The organism is Streptomyces corchorusii, from assembly GCF_001514055.1.
Lineage (GTDB): Bacteria > Actinomycetota > Actinomycetes > Streptomycetales > Streptomycetaceae > Streptomyces > Streptomyces olivaceoviridis.
In genome coordinates, this window is the sequence record NZ_KQ948370.1 from 131,751 (window position 1) to 147,925 (window position 16,175).

General features: G+C 71.5%; 13 protein-coding genes and 2 pseudogenes. 5 read left to right on the forward strand and 10 right to left on the reverse strand.

The genetic code is table 11. From position 1 onward, the window contains the following. Positions 1-2: 2 nt before the first annotated feature. Positions 3-820: pseudogene (locus AQJ11_RS47270) on the reverse strand (IS5 family transposase). A 168-nt stretch (positions 821-988) separates the two neighbouring features. On the opposite strand from AQJ11_RS47270, the gene AQJ11_RS37910 reads away from it, so the two are divergent. Both AQJ11_RS37910 and AQJ11_RS37915 read left to right on the forward strand, forming a co-directional pair. Beyond that, complete coding sequence (locus AQJ11_RS37910; RefSeq protein ID WP_059266341.1) at positions 989-1,630, forward strand: C39 family peptidase; 642 nt, start codon at positions 989-991, stop codon at positions 1,628-1,630. Then, complete coding sequence (locus tag AQJ11_RS37915; protein WP_063807729.1) at positions 1,627-2,994, forward strand: UDP-N-acetylmuramoyl-tripeptide--D-alanyl-D-alanine ligase; 1,368 nt, start codon at positions 1,627-1,629, stop codon at positions 2,992-2,994. Before AQJ11_RS37910 ends, AQJ11_RS37915 begins: the two co-directional genes overlap by 4 nt. 578 nt (positions 2,995-3,572) lie before the next feature. On the opposite strand, the gene AQJ11_RS37920 is transcribed toward AQJ11_RS37915, so the two are convergent. From AQJ11_RS37920 to AQJ11_RS37955, 8 genes and pseudogenes are all read right to left on the reverse strand, one after another. Then, positions 3,573-4,397, reverse strand: coding sequence for a shikimate dehydrogenase (locus AQJ11_RS37920; protein WP_059266342.1), 825 nt, complete (start codon positions 4,395-4,397; stop codon positions 3,573-3,575). Positions 4,398-4,716: 319 nt separating this feature from the next. After that, positions 4,717-5,157, reverse strand: a pseudogene (locus AQJ11_RS52900) (NAD-dependent epimerase/dehydratase family protein); the annotation flags it as partial. Further along, a complete protein-coding gene (locus AQJ11_RS48705; RefSeq protein ID WP_059266344.1) occupies positions 5,154-5,882 on the reverse strand; it encodes a coenzyme F420-0:L-glutamate ligase in 729 nt (242 codons plus the stop codon). The pseudogene AQJ11_RS52900 and the gene AQJ11_RS48705, both read right to left, overlap by 4 nt. Beyond that, complete coding sequence (locus AQJ11_RS37935; RefSeq protein WP_059266345.1) at positions 5,879-6,937, reverse strand: glycosyltransferase family protein; 1,059 nt, start codon at positions 6,935-6,937, stop codon at positions 5,879-5,881. Before AQJ11_RS37935 ends, AQJ11_RS48705 begins: the two co-directional genes overlap by 4 nt. Then, positions 6,934-7,809, reverse strand: coding sequence for a phosphoenolpyruvate carboxykinase (ATP) (locus AQJ11_RS37940; RefSeq protein WP_059266346.1), 876 nt, complete (start codon positions 7,807-7,809; stop codon positions 6,934-6,936). The genes AQJ11_RS37935 and AQJ11_RS37940 overlap by 4 nt, the downstream gene beginning before the upstream one ends. Continuing rightward, positions 7,806-9,032, reverse strand: coding sequence for a methionine adenosyltransferase (locus AQJ11_RS37945; RefSeq protein WP_059266347.1), 1,227 nt, complete (start codon positions 9,030-9,032; stop codon positions 7,806-7,808). The genes AQJ11_RS37940 and AQJ11_RS37945 overlap by 4 nt, the downstream gene beginning before the upstream one ends. Then, positions 8,980-9,915 carry a Gfo/Idh/MocA family protein gene (locus AQJ11_RS37950; RefSeq protein ID WP_059266348.1) on the reverse strand — a complete coding sequence of 312 codons (936 nt, stop codon included), beginning with the start codon at positions 9,913-9,915 and terminating at the stop codon, positions 8,980-8,982. Before AQJ11_RS37950 ends, AQJ11_RS37945 begins: the two co-directional genes overlap by 53 nt. Beyond that, a complete protein-coding gene (locus AQJ11_RS37955) occupies positions 9,912-10,769 on the reverse strand; it encodes a sugar phosphate isomerase/epimerase family protein (protein ID WP_059266349.1) in 858 nt (285 codons plus the stop codon). Before AQJ11_RS37955 ends, AQJ11_RS37950 begins: the two co-directional genes overlap by 4 nt. Before the next feature lie 792 nt (positions 10,770-11,561). Between AQJ11_RS37955 and AQJ11_RS37960 the strand changes: the two genes are divergently transcribed. The 3 genes from AQJ11_RS37960 (at position 11,562) to AQJ11_RS37970 (ending at position 14,415) form a co-directional block, all read left to right on the forward strand. Then, complete coding sequence (locus AQJ11_RS37960) at positions 11,562-12,914, forward strand: NsdA family TPR-like regulatory protein (RefSeq protein WP_059266350.1); 1,353 nt, start codon at positions 11,562-11,564, stop codon at positions 12,912-12,914. Further along, a complete protein-coding gene (locus AQJ11_RS37965; protein ID WP_107120938.1) occupies positions 12,911-13,795 on the forward strand; it encodes a glycosyltransferase family 2 protein in 885 nt (294 codons plus the stop codon). The genes AQJ11_RS37960 and AQJ11_RS37965 overlap by 4 nt, the downstream gene beginning before the upstream one ends. Positions 13,796-13,905: 110 nt before the next feature. Continuing rightward, positions 13,906-14,415: an SUKH-4 family immunity protein gene (locus AQJ11_RS37970; protein ID WP_059266351.1), complete on the forward strand. Its 510-nt coding sequence runs from the start codon at positions 13,906-13,908 to the stop codon at positions 14,413-14,415. A gap of 23 nt (positions 14,416-14,438) precedes the next feature. Here the strand turns inward: AQJ11_RS37970 and AQJ11_RS52905 are convergent. After that, a protein-coding gene (locus AQJ11_RS52905) for an IS630 family transposase (RefSeq protein ID WP_425265015.1) occupies positions 14,439-15,502 on the reverse strand; the annotation gives its coding sequence in 2 pieces (ribosomal slippage) (positions 14,439-15,055 and positions 15,055-15,502; 1,065 coding nt in all). Positions 15,503-16,175 lie beyond the last annotated feature (673 nt).

Here is a 16,175-nt window from a genome sequence, read left to right on the forward strand (position 1 = left end):
CCCTAACAAAGCCTCTGGACGTGGCGGTGGGTGATCAGGCAGACGGCGAGGCCGAGGAAGGCCTCGTGGATGTCGTCGCGTCTTTCCCAGCGGATGCGCAGGCGGCGGAAGCCGTGCAGCCAGGAGATCGTCCGCTCGACGACCCAGCGGAAGGTGCCCAGGCCGGTGCCGTGCGGCTGGCCACGTTCGGCGATCACCGGTCGGATGCCCCGCTCGCGAAGGAGCCGGCGGTACTTGTCATGGTCGTAGCCGCGGTCGGCGAAGAGCACGTCCGGGCGGCGTCGTGGCCGGCCGACGACTCCCGCGACCGCTGGAATCTTGTCGAGCAGGGGCAGGAGCTGGGTGACGTCGTTGCGGTTTCCGCCGGTCAGCGACACCGCGAGCGGGATGCCCTGACCGTCGGTGATGATGTGGTGCTTGCTGCCCGGTCGTGCGCGGTCGACCGGGCTGGGTCCGCTTTTGGGCCCCTGCGTGCGGCCCGGACGTGGGAGGAGTCGATCACCGCCCGGGACCAGTCCAGCTGGTTCTTCGACCGCAGCTTGTTCAGCAGCAGCTGGTGCAGTTGGTCCCAGACGCCGGCCTCGTTCCAGGCCGCCAGGCGCCGCCAGCACGTCATGCCCGATCCGAAGCCGAGCTCCTGGGGCAGGTACTCCCACTGGATACCCGTGTGCAGGACGAACAGGATGCCGCACAAGGCCTGACGGTCGGGCAGCCGCGGCCGTCCCTCGACCTGCTTCGGTGCCGGTTCGGGCAGCAACGGCTCGATCAGCGACCACAGTTCGTCCGACACGATCCATGGCCGCGACTGACGCTTCCCCATGCCCCCATCAACGAGCGACCAAGCCGACAGTCACATGATCAACCCGCTTTTGTTAGGGCCAGTTAGAGGCATGGAGACCGCGCACGGGCGGGTTGCCTTCCGGCTAACCGGCCTGTCGACAGCGCGTTCAACCAGTCTCCCGACGTGCTGCGGGTGACACTGACGGGTATGCCCGACCGATCGACGCTCCACCAGGTCCCCTACTACTCGCAGTGGGAATCACCCGATCTCGTCCCGGAGTTCATCGCCGACACGAGATCGGTCCGTGACGACCCCCTGTGGCAGAAGTCCGGCGCTGCCGACCCCGACGAGTACGCGTTCTGGGCCGACCGCACCTGCGGCATCACCTGCCTGCGCATGGCCCTGGACTACTTCGGTGAGCAGGTCCCGCCCGTCATGCCGCTCGTGACCGACCTGTGCGAGGCCAAGGCCTACGTACACGATGGCGACACCGTGGCGGGTCTGATCTACCGGCCCTTCGCCGCGTACGTCACCCGCCGATGGCCTGCGATCACCGCCACCGTCCACACCGACTTGGCAGAGACGCAGATCGCGGACGCCCTTCACGCCGGTTCCCTCGTCGTCATCTCGGTCCACAAGACGATCCGGACACTCGCCCCGCACCCCATCTCACGGGGCGGCCACCTCGTCCTGGCCGTCGGCGCCGACAAGACGGCCCTGCGCATCAACAACCCCAGCGGCCTTCCCGGCCACAGCCAGCGCGCCCACCGCGTCCCCTGGGCCGACCTGCCCCGCTTCTACGCCCGCCGCGGCATCGTCCTGTCGCACACCGAGGAGCCGGTCCGATGATCCCCATGACCCTCGCCGAGATCGCCGCCGCCACCGGGGGCGTACTCGACAGCACCGACGGCAACCCCGTCGTCGACGCGCCGCTCGCGTTCGACTCCCGCCATCCCGCCCCCGGCGCCCTGTTCGCCTGCCTCACCGGCGCTCTGGTCGACGGCCACGACTTCGCCGCCCTCGCCGTCGAGCAGGGAGCTGTCGCCGCGCTCGCCCAGCGCCCGGTGCACGTCCCGGCCTTCCTTGTCCCCGACGTCCTGACTGCCATGTCCGACCTCGCCCGCGCCGTCCACCAGCGCTACGACGGCGTCACCATCGGCATCACCGGCTCGGCGGGCAAGACCACCACCAAGGACCTCCTCGCCCACGTCCTGGCCGCTCACGCCCCCACCGTCGCCAACCGGGCCTCCTTCAACAACGAGATCGGCTTCCCCGTCACCGTGAGCTCCGTCCGGCCCGATACCCGGTACCTCGTGCTGGAGATGGGCGCGCGCGGCAAGGGCCACATCCAGGCCCTGTGCGACATCGCCCGCCCCGGTATCTCCACCGTCCTGGGCATCGGTTCCGCGCACGTCGGGGAGTTCGGCTCCCAGGAGGCCATCGCGGATGCCAAGGCCGAGATCGTCCGCGCCCTCCCGACGACCGGCACGGCCGTCCTCAACGCCGACGACCCGCTCGTGGCCGCCATGCGCCGGGAACACGACGGACGGATCCTCACCTTCGGAACCGACGAGGGCGCCGACGTACGCGCCACCGACATCACCACCGACGAGGGCCGCCCGACCTTCACCCTCCACCACCGGGGCCGGACCGCGGCCGTCCAACTCACCGTCTACGGCCGGCACAACGTCACCAACGCTGTGGCCGCCGCCGCGACCGCGCTCGCCGCCGGCGTGCCCTTCGACACCGTCGCCACGGCCCTGTCCGAGGCACGGATGGCCACCGGAGGACGCATGGCCGTCACCACCCGCACCGACGGTGTCACCGTCATCAACGACGCCTTCAACGCCTCCCCCGAGTCCGTCCTGGCCGCACTCGACGCACTGACCGAAGTGGGGCGCGGTCGTCGACGGATCGCGGTCCTGGGCGAGATGGCCGAGCTCGGCGACGCCTCCCTCGAATGGCACCGGCGCGTCGCTGACGCCGCCGCCCGGGCCGGCCTCGCCCACCTCCTTGTCGTCGGCAGCGGAGAGGGCGCCGACGTCCTGGCCGACGCCTACACCGCCGCCACCCACACCGCCTCCGACCGGCATACTGCCGACACGGTCAGCGCCGCCGTCCGCGCCGTCCTCCTCCCAGGCGACGTCCTGCTCGTCAAGGGTGCCCACGCCTTGGGACTGGACGCCGTCGCCGACCAGCTCCTCACCGTCTGATCCACGACAGCAGGTCGCCTGGTTGGGAGGGATAGTGGCGGGGCTCGGTCAGGGTGCCGTCGCGGTCGAGAAACACGGCCTAATGTCGGCGGCCCCCAGGACAGCGGACCGGAAGAGGGTTCACCGGGGCGCACGGCCGCGGAACGTCGCGAACAGATCGGCGGCGCGCGCTTCAACGGAATCAGCCGACTCGGTCGGCCTGTCAGGCAGGGCCTTGTCGAGCGCGGTCATATCCGCGCAGGTGAAGTACTGGTACGCGTTCGCCACAGGGTTCGGGACGAGTTCGACGGGTGCGTGCGGAAACGCACCAGACACCGGAAGTCGAAAGGCGGCTTCGCAAAGAGGTTGTCCGCCTGAAGGAAGCTCTCAAGGACTCCCGAGCTGCCGAGGCCGCCTCTCGGCAGCGAGCGGAGCAGATGGCCCTCGCGGCAACCGTCCTCATCCTCCGGCGCCCCGGCGGCCACGACCAGCCTGTCCCGGGCAACGTCATCCCGCTCCGCCCGTCCGGCCATTGAAGAGGGCAGGACCGTCACGCAGCGACACCGAGTTCATCGCCAGCGGTCCTCAGCCTCGCCTACCTACGGGCCCGAGGTGCGCGGGCCGAGGGCGTCCTCCGCCGCGGTACGCATCGCAGACAGGGGTGCCGGGGTGTGGCCGGTCTGGAGTTCGACCTGTCGGGCGGCCTGGTGGATGAGCATCGGCAGTCCGCCGATGACGGTGCTGCCTGCGCGGATGGCTGCTTGGGCGAGCGGGGTGGGCCAGGGCCGGTACACGACGTCGAGGAGCGTGCTCCCCGCCGCCGACCACAGGGCTGCGAGCGGGTCGGCGGCGCCGGGCGGGAGCGCGGAGATGACCAGGCTGGTCTTGAGGTGCCGGCTGGCTTCGGCCCACGGGCGGAACCGCACGCCGGTCCCGATCCGTTCGGCGGCGCCGTCTAGTTCGCGCGTGCGGGCCATGTCGCGGGCGATGACGGTGGCCTCGCGGCAGCCCAGGGTGTGCAGGGCGGCGAGGGCGGTGGCGGCGGTCGCGCCCGCCCCGAGCACGCACGCCGACTCCACCCGGGTGATACCGGCGTCGAGGAGGGCTTGGAGCATGCCGTCGACGTCGGTGTTCTCACCCAGGAGTCGGCCACCGTGCACGGTGACGGTGTTGGCGGTGCCGGTGGCCTTCACCGTCTGAGAGACCTCGTCGAGCAGGGGGACGGCGACTCGCTTGAGCGGCATGGTCAGCGACAGACCCGCCCAGCCGTCGTCCAGACCGGCGAAGAAGGAGGCGAGCCGGTCCGGGGTGCAGTCGATCGCGCGGTAGCTCCAGTCCAGGCCGAGCGATCGGTAGGCGGCTCGGTGCAGCACTGGGGACAGGGCTTGGCCGATCGGGGAGCCGAGCAGGGCGAGCTGCTTCATCACGCTCCAACGTGGGGAGGTCGTCCTCGGCGAAGGCGCCGCCCATGAAGCGGTCGGCCAGCGGCCCGGAGCCGGGGTGCTGGTCGGCGCTGTCGGCCGGCTGGTAGCCGAGGGCGTTCCAGCCGGTGCGGGGCCACCACCTCTCGCAGTTGCCGGAGGTGCCGCACACGGTGAGGAACGGGCCGGTCAGGGGCCGGGTGGCGGCTGAGTAGAGCAGGGCGGTGGCGTCGCGGGGGCTGAGCCAGGTCGCCCGGTGGCGGGGCTCGGTGGGGCGGTCGCGGTAGCTGCCGATGCGGACGGCGACGACCTGCACGTCAGTCTTGTGAGCGTAGAGGTGGCCCAGGGCCTCGGCGGTGACCTTGGATACGGCGTAGAAGCTGTCCGGGGCCAGCGGCGCCGGTCCGTCGAAGGGGTTCAGGCCGGTGACGTGGTGGCTGCTGGCCAGCACCACGCGCGGTACTCGCTGGCGGCGGGCAGCCTCCAGGACGTGGTGGGTGCCGGTGATGTTGTGCTCCACCGTGTCGGCGAACGGCCCCTCCTGGTGATTCCCACGAGGTGCACGATGGCGGATATCCCGGCGGCGGCCTTTCTCGGTGGCGTCGAGGTCGCGCAGGTCGGCCTGGACGAACTTGACGCCCGCGGGCGGCCCGGCGTCGAGGGGCCGCCGGTCGAGCAGCCGTAGAAATATCCCGTGGGTGGCGAGGTCGGCTGCCAGCCGGGTCCCGATGGCCCCGGCCGCGCCCGTGATCAGCAGCGTCACGGCCGGTGGTAAAGCATCGACGCCACGCCCGTGTCGCTGGCCTCGTACGCGATGCCCCGCAGGACGGCGACCGGGGCGCCCCGGCCGCGCTGGCCGAGGATGATCCCGGCCGCCGCGGCGATGAGGTCGGTAAACGTCTCCTCCTGCCGCTTGCCCGCGTGCTCCGTCGTCCGCAGGGACCCGACGCCCGCCGCGCCGATGGAGATGACGGTGGCCCCGCGACGGTCGGCGCGTCCGTCGGAGTCCGCGATCACCACGGCGACGTGGGAGCCGGTGTAGGTGATCAGGGCGTCGCGCAGGGCGCGGGCGGACGCGTCCGGGTCCACCGGCAGCAGCCAGGCGCCCTCGGTGCCGGCGCGGTCGATCCCGGCGGAGGTGAGCTGGTAGCCGAGGGTGTGCCGGGCGATGATGGGGCCCTTGTCGGTGGCCAGGAAGTAATCGCTCGATGAGTCCAAGATCAGTTGCACGATCTCGGCGGGCTTGCCCGTCTTGGCGGACAGCTCCAGGGCCTCGGGCCCGGGGGTGACGCTGGCGAGGTCGACATACCGCTTCTCCGCGATGGAGACGACCTTGCTGGCGACCACGAGGATGTCCCCGTCACGCAGTTCGGTGCCGGTTCGGTCGAGGACGCCGGTGATGGTGCCGGCCAGATCGTCACCGGGCTGGAGCTCGGGGAAGGGCTCCAGAGCGAAGGCGGAGAAGCCGGAGGTCGGAGCGGCAGTCATCGGCAGGGCTCCTGCGAGGTGAGGACGGCGGTGTGCAGGCGGGCGTGTGCGGCGGCGAGCGCGTCGGCTCGCTGCCGGGTGGTGGCGTGCTGTCCGCTGGTGAGCCAGTCGGTCACGCGCCGAAGGTAGTGCGGCCACAGCCGGCGAGCCGCATCGGGCGCCGGCATGCCGGAGTTGACGGCGTGCCAGGCGTCCGCAGCGGTCAGCGGCCACGGGTGTTCATCGTATCCGCCGGGGTGTGGGCCAAAGCTGTCCAGCGTGGTGAGCATGGCCGAAAGACGGGCGTGCCCGACGGGGCGGTCGGCGACACGGTAGAGCGCCGTCTCGCCGCTGGGCGGGGCCGGCGGCGGGGCCCATGTCGCTGTCAGGTGCAGCAGGACGGGGACGGCCTGGTGGTAGATGGCCGCCAGGTGCGGGAAGGACCCGGCGTGCTGCTTGGGCCGGTCGATCCGAACGGAGGCGATGTGCCCGACGGTGGCGGCGGTCAGCAGCAGGAACGCGTCGATGCCGTAGCCGTCCATGCACGCCGACACCTCCGCTGGCAGGGCCCCGACGGCGCGCAGGACGGCGTCCAGGGCGGCACGGGAGAGAGCGAGGTCCCCAGCGAGGGGCTGGGGAACGTCGTGCCCGGTGGTGGCGGCGATCAGCGGCCGGGCGAGGTGGTTGGTGAGGTTGGCCTCGTCCCAGTGCCGCGGGTAGTCGGCGATCGCCAAGGCGGCCCCGCCGCTTATCCGCTCCAGCAGCGCGGCGTAGACAGCGGGGTCGGGGCCCAGCGTGTCGGTATCCGTGATCAGTACCGCATGGGCGTCGGCGATCTCCGGGCGGCGGGCGGCGGCCAGGATCTGGGCCCCCTTGCCTCGCACCAGGCTGGCCAGGGACACCTTGGCCGCGCGGGTGCCGGTGGCGACGAACCGCTCGGAGGTGTCCGGGGTGTCGGAGGAATCGGCGTTGACGATGACCGACCGGTGCTCGGCGAGCGCAGCGTCGATGGCCGTGGTGACGGCGGCGATGGTGTCCGGCTCGTTGCGGCTGGGCAGGATGGCGGCGGTGTTCATCCGGCCTCCTCCTTGGTCAGCAGGTCGGCGGCCGTGGCGGGGCCGGAGGCGTGCAGGTAGTCGAACCGGCAGTCGGCGAGCCGGGCGATGACGTGGCTGCGCCAGCGGGCCAGGGCCGGGGTGTCCAGCGGCCACACCGGCCCGTACGGCACCCCGGTCACGCCGGTGATGGGGGTGGGCAGGCCGGAGATGTAGCGGCCGAGCATCTCGTGCAGCCGCAGCCGCTCGTTCACCGACAGCGGCACCGCGGGCGTCAGCGAGGCCGTCTCCAGCGCCGGGTGGACGGCCATGCGCACAACCCGGGCCAGCGGGGCCGGGCCGGCGGCGAACGGCTTCAGGGCCTGCTGGGGCTTCGGCGCGAGCGGCCGGGCGGGGTCGCGGACGGCGGCCGCGGGCTTGCCCGGCCATACCGCCACCGTGCCGTCGTCCATCTCGCCGAGGACGACCAGGTCGTCCCCGGCATGGGTCCAGCCCCGGGTCGCGAGGGCGAGCGCGGTGGACGTCTTGCCCGCCCCCTTCGCGCCGAGCAGCAGCACTGCCCGCCCGTCGGGTGCCATCAGGGCGGTGGCGTGCACCGTGACCTTGCGCTGTTGCTGACGGGCGCGTTCGAGCGCGGTGTAGGTGACGTACGCGAGCGTGTCCGAGGCGGCCACGTCTGCCGGCAGACGCAGGCGCACAGTTTCGGCGGCGACGGTGACGGCCGCGGCTCCCGTGGTGACCTCGATGTCCGCCGCTTCCGTGGCAGGGCCCGCTGTCAGCGTCCAGCCGCCGGGCAGGGCCCGCTCGGCACCCCGCGCGGTCCTGGTGTCCAGTTGCTCGGGCAGGGCGAGGCGGGCGCAGACGTGGCCGGTGACGAGCCGGTACACGCTCATCCGGACGCCTGCTCCAAGTCGGCCAGCAGCTCCTCGACCGGCGCGACGGCGGGCAGGTACCGGCCGGACAGCAGGTCCTCGATCCAGTCCGTGCGGGACAGCGCGGCCCGCACCAGCTCCTCGGCCGCCCCGGGCGGTGCCTGGTTGACCGTAGTGATCTCGATTGAGGCGGGCTCGTCGTAGGGGGCGCCGTTGCGCCACAGCAGGGCGATACGGCACGGCCCGAACTCGGCGGCCACCGTGCGGGCGGCGGTATCGGCGAGCCAGCCCCCGACTTTGCCTACGTGGTAGGCCGGGTTCTTCCCGAAGGTCGCCTCGTTCCCGGCCAGGTGGGCGCCGCTGATCACGCCGGTGCGGGCGTTGCCCCGGCCCACGAGGCCGTCTTCGCCGTAGTCGACGGCCGACCCCGACAGCGTGAAGTACTGCCCGGACAGGGGGCCGGTACGGGAGTTGCGGGTGTTGCACACCACCGTCACGCGGCCCGGCAGCCGCTGGGCAAGCAGGTCGGTCAGTTCGCCAGCGGCGGCGGTGACCGCGTCGTCGAACTGAGCGGATCTGGTCAAGTGCCCGGCCAGGGCGGGCACGCACACGGTCACGGTCCAGGTCGCGCCGTCGCGGACGGCGAGGGCCTTGATGTCGCTGCCCGCCCACGGCAAGCGGCGGAACCACGCCTCCGCGAGCAGCACCACGGTTTCCGTGACGGTGCGGGGGGCCGAACCGACGAGGTAGGCGGTGTCGTTGGAGAACGCGGCTCGTCGCTCGGGCAGATCGTCCAGGGAGCGGGGGGCGAACCAGTGGGGGAACTTGGAGGAGTCGGTCGTCTCGTGCCTCACCTCTAGCTTCACCCGGTCGAAGCCCGGCAGGGCGGTACGCAGGTGGTCGACGGCCGCCTGCTCAAGGATCTCCCGCACCGGCAGCTCCTGGCCGGCGAAGCTGGTGGAGATCCGGCCGCCGAAGACGATTCGCAGCGGCCGGTCATAGACGCCGTCGGTGTCGGTGAACGCGGCCCGGCCGCCGAGCACGGCGACCTTGTCCAGGTTGTGGTGCAGCACCGCCCCCGCCACGTCCAGGCAGTGCCGGCTGTAGCGGATGGAGGCCAGCTCGGCGATGCCGTCGGCGAGGGTGTCAGGGTGGCCGATCCCTTTGCGTTCGACGACCTCGACGGGCAGCTCATGCGGCAGCGGCGTGCGCAGCGCGGACAACGCGGGCGTCGCGGTAGACACGGTCAATCACCTCCAGCGGGCGCCGCAGCGCCGTCAGCGGGAACAGGCAGGGATGGGCCGGACGGTCCTCGGCGGTGTCCAGCACCGCGGCGTACATCGCGCGCCGCAGTGCCTCGTGCGTGGGGGCGGCGGCGATTGCGCCGAGTCCGGCTTCGAGGTTCCGGCCGCGCACGTGAAGGCGGCGCCGGTCGGCGAGGTGGAGGACGAGTTCGTGGGCCGGGGGGCCGTCGTGGTCGACGCGGGCATCGATGTGCACCGTGGCCCCGCCGGACAGGGTGATGGTGGCGGTGACGTGGTCCTCGGTCTCCGCCAGACCTCGGCAGTGCACCACCTCGGCGTCGATCACCTCGACGTCGCCGGGCAGCAGCCGAAGGGCAAGGGCCACCCCGTGGATGGCCTGCTGATGCAGGACCCCGCCGGCGGTGGCGTAGGTGCGGCGCCAGCCGCGGAAGTAGCCGGGGTCCCGCCGCACGGCCAGCAGCACCTCGGCCCGTACGACGGCCGCGGGCTCGGCGAGCAGAGCGTCGAGGCCAGGGGCGAAGTGCGGCTGGAAGGCGACGAAGATGCGTCCGTCGCCCGGCTGGGGCACCAGGGCTGCGGGGGCGGTGGTGCCAGGCTTCTCCACGAGCACGGCGGCTCCGGCCTGGGCGGCGTCCCGGGCCGCGGCGAGCGCGGTCCCGGGCGGGGCGGCCACGACCACTAGATCCGGCGCCACGGCCGTCAGGGCTGTCCGACAGGAAGCGAACAGCGGGATGCCCGGAGGCACCTCGGTGCGCGGGTCGGGGTCGGCGACCGCGGCGACCGCCAGGCCCGGAGCACCGGCGAGGGCGGTCAGGTGCTTGGCTCCGACCTCCCCGGCTCCGACCAGCAGCACCCGCTTCATGCGACGCCGCCCGGGACAGCGGAGCGCAGGAACGCGGCGCCAGCGGCGAGTGCGTCGGCGGGAGTGTCGCGCACGTGGGTCTCCAGCGCGTACGGCAACGCCGGCCGGGCCGCGTGCAGCAGCGGCAGCACCTCGCCGTATGGCACCACGCCCTCGCCGGCCGGACAGAACGCCCGGCCGCCGCCGTCGGTGGGCCGGTAGTCCTTGACATGCACGTAGCCGACGTACGGGGCCAGGGCGCGGACCACGTCGGGCGTGGCCTGGCCGACCTCGTGAAGGTTCGCCACGTCCAGCCACAGCCCCAGGCCCTGACCGTGGTACCGGTCCAGGATCTCCAGCAGCGACTCGGCGTGGGCGACGGTGCATACCGGCTCGTTCTCCAGCAGCAGCCGCACCCCGGCGGCATTCGCCAGCTCCAGGGCCTTGGCCAGCAGCGGGTCACCGAGCAGCTGCTCGGTCAGCTCCGGCTCGACACGCAGGTGGGAGAAGACCCGCACGACCGGAGCGCCGAGAATCCGCGCGGTCTCGATGGCCCGTTCGACCCAGCCCAGCCGCTCCTCGGGCGGGACCTGGGTGGGGAAACCGAAGGTGTCCACCCGGCCCGGCCGGGCCTCGGGTCGGCACCACTTCCACAGCGGCGAGGCCAGCGCCGCCGCCTTCAGGCCGCGCTCGTCGGCCAAGGCGCGGATGTGTCGCAACCGGTCGGCGGGCAGCGTCACCGCATTGGCGCCCCCGGCCGAGCGGATCTCCAGATGCCCGATGCCCAGCTTCACCGCCAGATCCATGCCCGGCGCCGGGTCGGGGCCGAGTTCGTCGGGGTTGAGCAGCAACGTGCTCGGCGGCGTTTCGTGCATGGCCGTCTTCTCCTTCGGTAGGGCGGGTGGGTGGAGCCCCCGTACCGGGGCGCGTCCTGCGGCACGGGGGCGGTCAGCAACCTGAAGCAGCGGTTTTCAGTCGTTGTCGCTCGTCGGCGGGGGCGGCGGAACCGGGGTGGGCGGAGGCGGCGGGGGCGGAGGGGGCGGGGGCTGAGGCCCCCAGGTCGGGACCGGTACGCCAGCGGCGTGCATGGTCACCTCCAGCGGTGAGAAGCGAGCCCCCGCCATCCCCGCGAACCCCACGGGGCGACATCCCGCCAGCTCCACCAAAACCGGGACAGCGTCTGCCCGTTGGACAACCCTTGGACCGATGACGAACCCCCGCCCCGGCTCTCTTCGGAGAGCATCCGGGCTGAGTTGCTGCGGCTGCGCCAGGGTCCGGCCCACCCGGACTGCTCGGCGTTGCGCGGGTCCTGCGTCCGGCGCCACAGCCCCTCCTCGATGTGACGGGGGGCGCCCGGCCGGGCGGGCGTAGAAGCGATCCCAGCGGCGGGACAAGGTCTCGTCCAACGGAAGGGTGACGTACGGCAGTTCCATGCTGCGCCTCCGCGATGGTGAGGCTCGCCCTCGGATTGGGCAAAGCCAGGGATGACGGAGCCCGGCCAGAGCAGGCAGGGCAGGGAGGAACGGGGGCGGTCCGGTGGACGGCTCTCGTACCGGCCGGCCGTACCGGGTGCTGTGAAGAGTGAACAGCGGTGCACGCGAAACGAGTACGGTGTTCGCCCCGCGGATGCGTTCAAACCGTTCAAGATCACCTACGGGAGGCCGGGCATGCCGGAGCCCAACACCCAGTTAGCCGCTGTCATCGCCGAGGCCGGCATCACCTACAACGCGCTGGCCTGCACCGTTCGCATCGTCGCGGCCGAAGCCGGAGAGCGGCTCAGCACCCGGGCGTCCGCCGTCGCCTACTGGGTCGCCGGCGGTACACCGTCCGGCCAGACGCCGTCCTACATCGCCGAAGCGCTCACCAGAAGGATGAAGCGGACGGTGACGGTCGACGAAATCGGTCTAGGCTCCGCAGGCACCGGACCGGTCCTCGCGGCCGACCCGCTCGCTGCCGTCGCCGACCTCGGGAGATTCGTGTTGCTCCGGCGCAGAGACTTCCTCCACTCCGCCTTCGCCACCGCAGCCGTCGCGCTTCCCCTGGCGTACGACCACGAAGCCGTCGCCGCCACCCTCCACGCCGCCGCGCGCAAGGGAGCCGTGGGCGCTGGCGAGATCACCACCATCCGCGACCTCACCGAGATGTTCCGGGCCGCCGACGACAAACTCGGCGGCGGGCACGGTCTGACCACCGCCACCGTCTATCTCACCGACACCGTCGTCCCGCTGCTCAAGGCCCGCTTCCCTGATGAGAAGCAGCGCCGACAGGCGTACGCGGCTGCCGCCCAGCTGGCCTGCCTGATCGGGTGGAAGCACCACGACCTCAGCCGTGAAGGCGCCGCCCAGCGCTACTACCAGGTCGGTTACCAGCTCGCCTGCGAAGCCGACCCGAACGGGCACGCCGCATGGATGCTGCGGGCCATGACCCACCAGGCCCTCGACCTCGGCCACCCCGACTCCTGTGTCGACCTGTCCGAAGAAGCACTCCGCCGCGCCGCCGGCAAAGTCGACCGGCACACCCAGGCCCTGCTCCTGGTGACCTGCGCCCGCGCCTACGGCGCCGCCGGCCTCACCGCCCAGGCCGCATCCGCGCTCCTGCGAGCCGAGCAGGCCCTCGACGGCGAAGACGGGCCGGTGGCTTCCTACGCGGCCGGATCCGGGCCCGTCGCCGCCACCGTCGCTTCCCACACCGGGAAGACCCTGACCGCCATGCGCGACCACAAGGCCGCCGAGCACCACTACCGCTCAGCCCTCTCCGGCCGCTCCCCCAGCTCCTACCAACGCGGCCACGCCCTGACGCTGGCCAACCTCGCCAAGTCCGTGGCCGCCCAGCGCCGCCACGAAGAGGCTGTACACCTGTGGCGGCAGTGCATCACCCTCATGGAGAGCCTCGACTCCAACCGCAGCCGGCAGGAGGTCAACGCCATAAGGGATGCCGCCGCCAGCTACGCCCGCCGCGGCATCCCCGGTGCTACCGGCCTGGCCCAACGCGCCAACCACCTGCTGAGGACACCGGCATGACTGACACCACCGACCTGAAGATCGGCGTCGTCATCCTCACTATGGGCGACCGCCCCCGCGAGCTCAACGCCCTGATGGCCTCCGTCACCGCCCAGGACGGCGAACCCGCCACCATCGTCGTCGTCGGCCAGGGCACACCCCTCCCGCCCCTCCCACCCGAAGTCGTCCCGCTGGAACTGCCGGAGAACCTCGGCATCCCCGGCGGCCGCAACATCGGCGCCCGATGGCTGCGCGACCACGACCGAGCCGACCTGGTCGTCGTCCTCGACGACGACGGCCTGCTGCCCCGCACCGACACCTTCCAGCTCCTGCGCGACGCGTTCAACACCAACCCCCGCCTCGGCATCGTCAGCTTCCGCATCACCGACGACACCGGTCAGACCCAACGCCGCCACGTCCCCCGCCTCGGAGCCGCCGACCCCCTGCGCTCCGGCCCCGTCACCACCTACCTCGGCGGCGCCCACGCCATCCGCGCCACCGTCATCAACGAAGTCGGCCCCTTCCCCGACCCCTTCTTCTACGCCCATGAGGAAACCGACTTCGCCTGGCGCGCCCTAGACGCCGGCTGGGACATCCACTACCGAGCCGACGCGATTCTGCGCCACCCGCGCACCCCCGCCACCCGGCACGCCGTCTTCTACCGCAACACCGGCCGCAACCGGGTCTGGCTGGCACGACGGCGCCTGCCCGCCCTCCTCATCCCGCTCTACCTCACCACCTGGGCCACCTACACCCTGACCCAGCGCCACCCCGCGTGGGGCCTGCGCGCCTGGTGGGCCGGGTTCTTCGAAGGGCTCCGCGTCCCCTGCCCGCCCCGGCGCCCTATGCGGTGGTGCACGGTGTGGCGCATGACCCGCCTGGGCCGGCCACCCATCATCTGACCGCCTACTGAACTTGAATAGGTGATGTCGGGGTCGGCGGCCCGGCGGGAGTTGCCCGCCTCGCGGGCCCATGGGTGTTGCCGGGCAGTCCATCGGGAGAGGATCTTCCCGTGAGCCAACCCCTGCCGCAGTTGCCGAAGCCCGAGTTCGTCTTGATCGCCATCGAGGCGCCACCCGAGGTACCCACCCAGATCGCTGCCGATCTCAGGGAGACCGGCATCCCAGGCGGGTTGATCGGATACGAGTACCGGGCACTGAGCGAGCCGGTGCATTTCGGAGGGATCGGTGAACGGGGGCTGGTCGCCATCGCGACGAGTGGCCTGTTCGGACGTATCGCCGTCGACGTGGCCAGTGGTCAGGTGGTGCAGATCCCCTATGTCGAGTCATCGACGACCCATCACGTGAACCGCGACCTCGACTCCTTCAACCGGTGCATCGCAGCCGTGATCGCACGCTTCCCGTTCTATGCGGAGGGCGACGAGGAGAGGTTCGAGGAGGTGGCGGAAGAACTGCGCGAGCTCGTCTCCGGCATTGACGGGACCGCTCTCGCGGACAACGGGTTCTGGGAGACCTTCTGCGACGACGTGGCGATCGGAGACTATGCGGACTGGGATGCGTGATCCGGACCAGTCCCCGACGCCGGTCAGCCGTCCAGACTCAGGCCGGTGGCAGCGATGCAGCCGTCGACAAGGTCGGGGCGGTACTGGATCTTCTTGAGCCGACGTTTCACGGCTCTGGTGATCTCGCCGAGGTCCGCAGCGGCCAGGTTGCCCAGGTCGCGCTTCACCAGCGCCCAGATGCCCTCGGTCGGATTGAGGTCAGGCGTGTAAGCCGGAAGTTGGAACACGGTCAGCCACGCGGCATCCGCCTCGATGAATTCCTTCATGTCGGCGGTCAGGTGGAGGCGGACGTTGTCACAGACCAGCACGATCGGGCCCCCAAGTTGGATCCGAGCGCGGACGACCAGGTCGCGGAAGTCCAGCCATCCAAAGCCCTTCGGCTCATCCTTGCGGCCCCGATACTCGCGGATCGCATAGATGAGCCGGGATCGCCGGCCCGGCTTGAAGCAGGCCATGCCCGCCATCGACACCCGCCCCGAACCCCGGCCCCGCACCCTCACAACCGGTGTCTGACCGATCCGACCCCAGGTCCTGGCACGCGGCGGAGTCAACGACTGCCCGGCCTCGTCCTCGAAGACGATCCAGGCACCGCGCTCCGCCGCGGTCCTCTTACCCGCGGCCAGGTCTCCTTCTTCCACACCTCGACCGCATCGTCGTCCCGTTCGATGGCGCGCCGGGCCGGCTGCTGCCAGCTCCAGCCATGCCGCTTCAGCAACCGCCACGTGCCCTCGACGGTGTAGGAGACGTGGAACAGCCGGCCGATCAAGGTCTTGACCCGCGCCAGTGTCCATCGCTGGTCCGCCCCGCCGTGGACCAACGGGCCACGCTCCAACTCCCGCTCCAGCCTGGCGACCTGCGTTTCGCTGAGCCGGGACCGTCCCGGAGAGCCCTGCGACAGGACCCCAACCCGGCCGCGCTCGCGCCAGGCCCGGCGCCACCGCTCCACCGACCGCTCGCTCACCCGCAGCGCGGCGGCGACCTCTCGGTTCTTCTCCCCAGACTCGAAGCGGACGACGGCCTGCAACCGGATCCGCTCCCGCGCGGCCCTCTCGGTGTCGGTCAACCCACCACCCTGCGCGTATCTCACCCCCCCCCGGAGCTACCGGCACCAGCAGCCGCTGTCAGGCGAACCCTCCCGACATCACTCCATCAAGTTCAGTAGCGAGCGACCCCCGCGTAGGACATGCCCAAGGAGACGGTGAGGATCTTGGCATCGAGTTCGTCTGCAAGAGCGAGCAGGCGTGTGGAGCACAGGATGCGCGGCAGGAGGCCGACGGGGGCGAGGCTGTCGCGGATGTGGGCGGCGCCCGCAGGTCCGTGGCGTGTTCGGGTGAGTCGGGTGACGAGCAGGTGAGGGTTGTTCGTGCCGAGTTGGCACCGGTGCTCCTGGCAGCGTTGCAGCGCCTTCCAGGTCGCAGGGTCCAGTGGGAGATGGACACGTGCGGGTGCCCCGCTCGCTTGCTGGCACGTCGAAATGATCACTATGAGCCAGTGTCGCTGACACCCGAGTGTGTAGAGCACCCATCTGGTATAGGCGCGCTGGGCGTGCCGGGGGCCGTCACACGCCCAGCGGTGCAGGCCTTCCACCCCCAACGGGGAACAGCGGGGACGCGATGCCTTGTCTGGTGCGTCTGGAGACCATCTCCGCGGGTGCAAGTGCGCGAAGCCGGCCGGGCGGTCGTGCCTGTGGGCACGGCTTCGGCTGTTTGGTAGGAGAGATGACGATCAACCACATAGGATGCTGATCCTCTTTTATGTGG

What these genes read in the sequence shown, in the direction of transcription:
- AQJ11_RS37915 (WP_063807729.1), top strand. Translation starts at nt 1,627, where the DNA reads ATGATCCCCATGACCCTCGCCGAGATCGCCGCCGCCACCGGGGGCGTA.
- AQJ11_RS48705 (WP_059266344.1), bottom strand. Translation starts at nt 5,882, where the DNA reads ATGACTGCCGCTCCGACCTCCGGCTTCTCCGCCTTCGCTCTGGAGCCC.
- AQJ11_RS37920 (WP_059266342.1), bottom strand. Translation starts at nt 4,397, where the DNA reads ATGAAGCAGCTCGCCCTGCTCGGCTCCCCGATCGGCCAAGCCCTGTCC.
- AQJ11_RS37955 (WP_059266349.1), bottom strand. Translation starts at nt 10,769, where the DNA reads ATGCACGAAACGCCGCCGAGCACGTTGCTGCTCAACCCCGACGAACTC.
- AQJ11_RS37940 (WP_059266346.1), bottom strand. Translation starts at nt 7,809, where the DNA reads ATGAGCGTGTACCGGCTCGTCACCGGCCACGTCTGCGCCCGCCTCGCC.
- AQJ11_RS37950 (WP_059266348.1), bottom strand. Translation starts at nt 9,915, where the DNA reads ATGAAGCGGGTGCTGCTGGTCGGAGCCGGGGAGGTCGGAGCCAAGCAC.
- AQJ11_RS37960 (WP_059266350.1), top strand. Translation starts at nt 11,562, where the DNA reads ATGCCGGAGCCCAACACCCAGTTAGCCGCTGTCATCGCCGAGGCCGGC.
- AQJ11_RS37935 (WP_059266345.1), bottom strand. Translation starts at nt 6,937, where the DNA reads ATGAACACCGCCGCCATCCTGCCCAGCCGCAACGAGCCGGACACCATC.
- AQJ11_RS37965 (WP_107120938.1), top strand. Translation starts at nt 12,911, where the DNA reads ATGACTGACACCACCGACCTGAAGATCGGCGTCGTCATCCTCACTATG.
- AQJ11_RS37910 (WP_059266341.1), top strand. Translation starts at nt 989, where the DNA reads ATGCCCGACCGATCGACGCTCCACCAGGTCCCCTACTACTCGCAGTGG.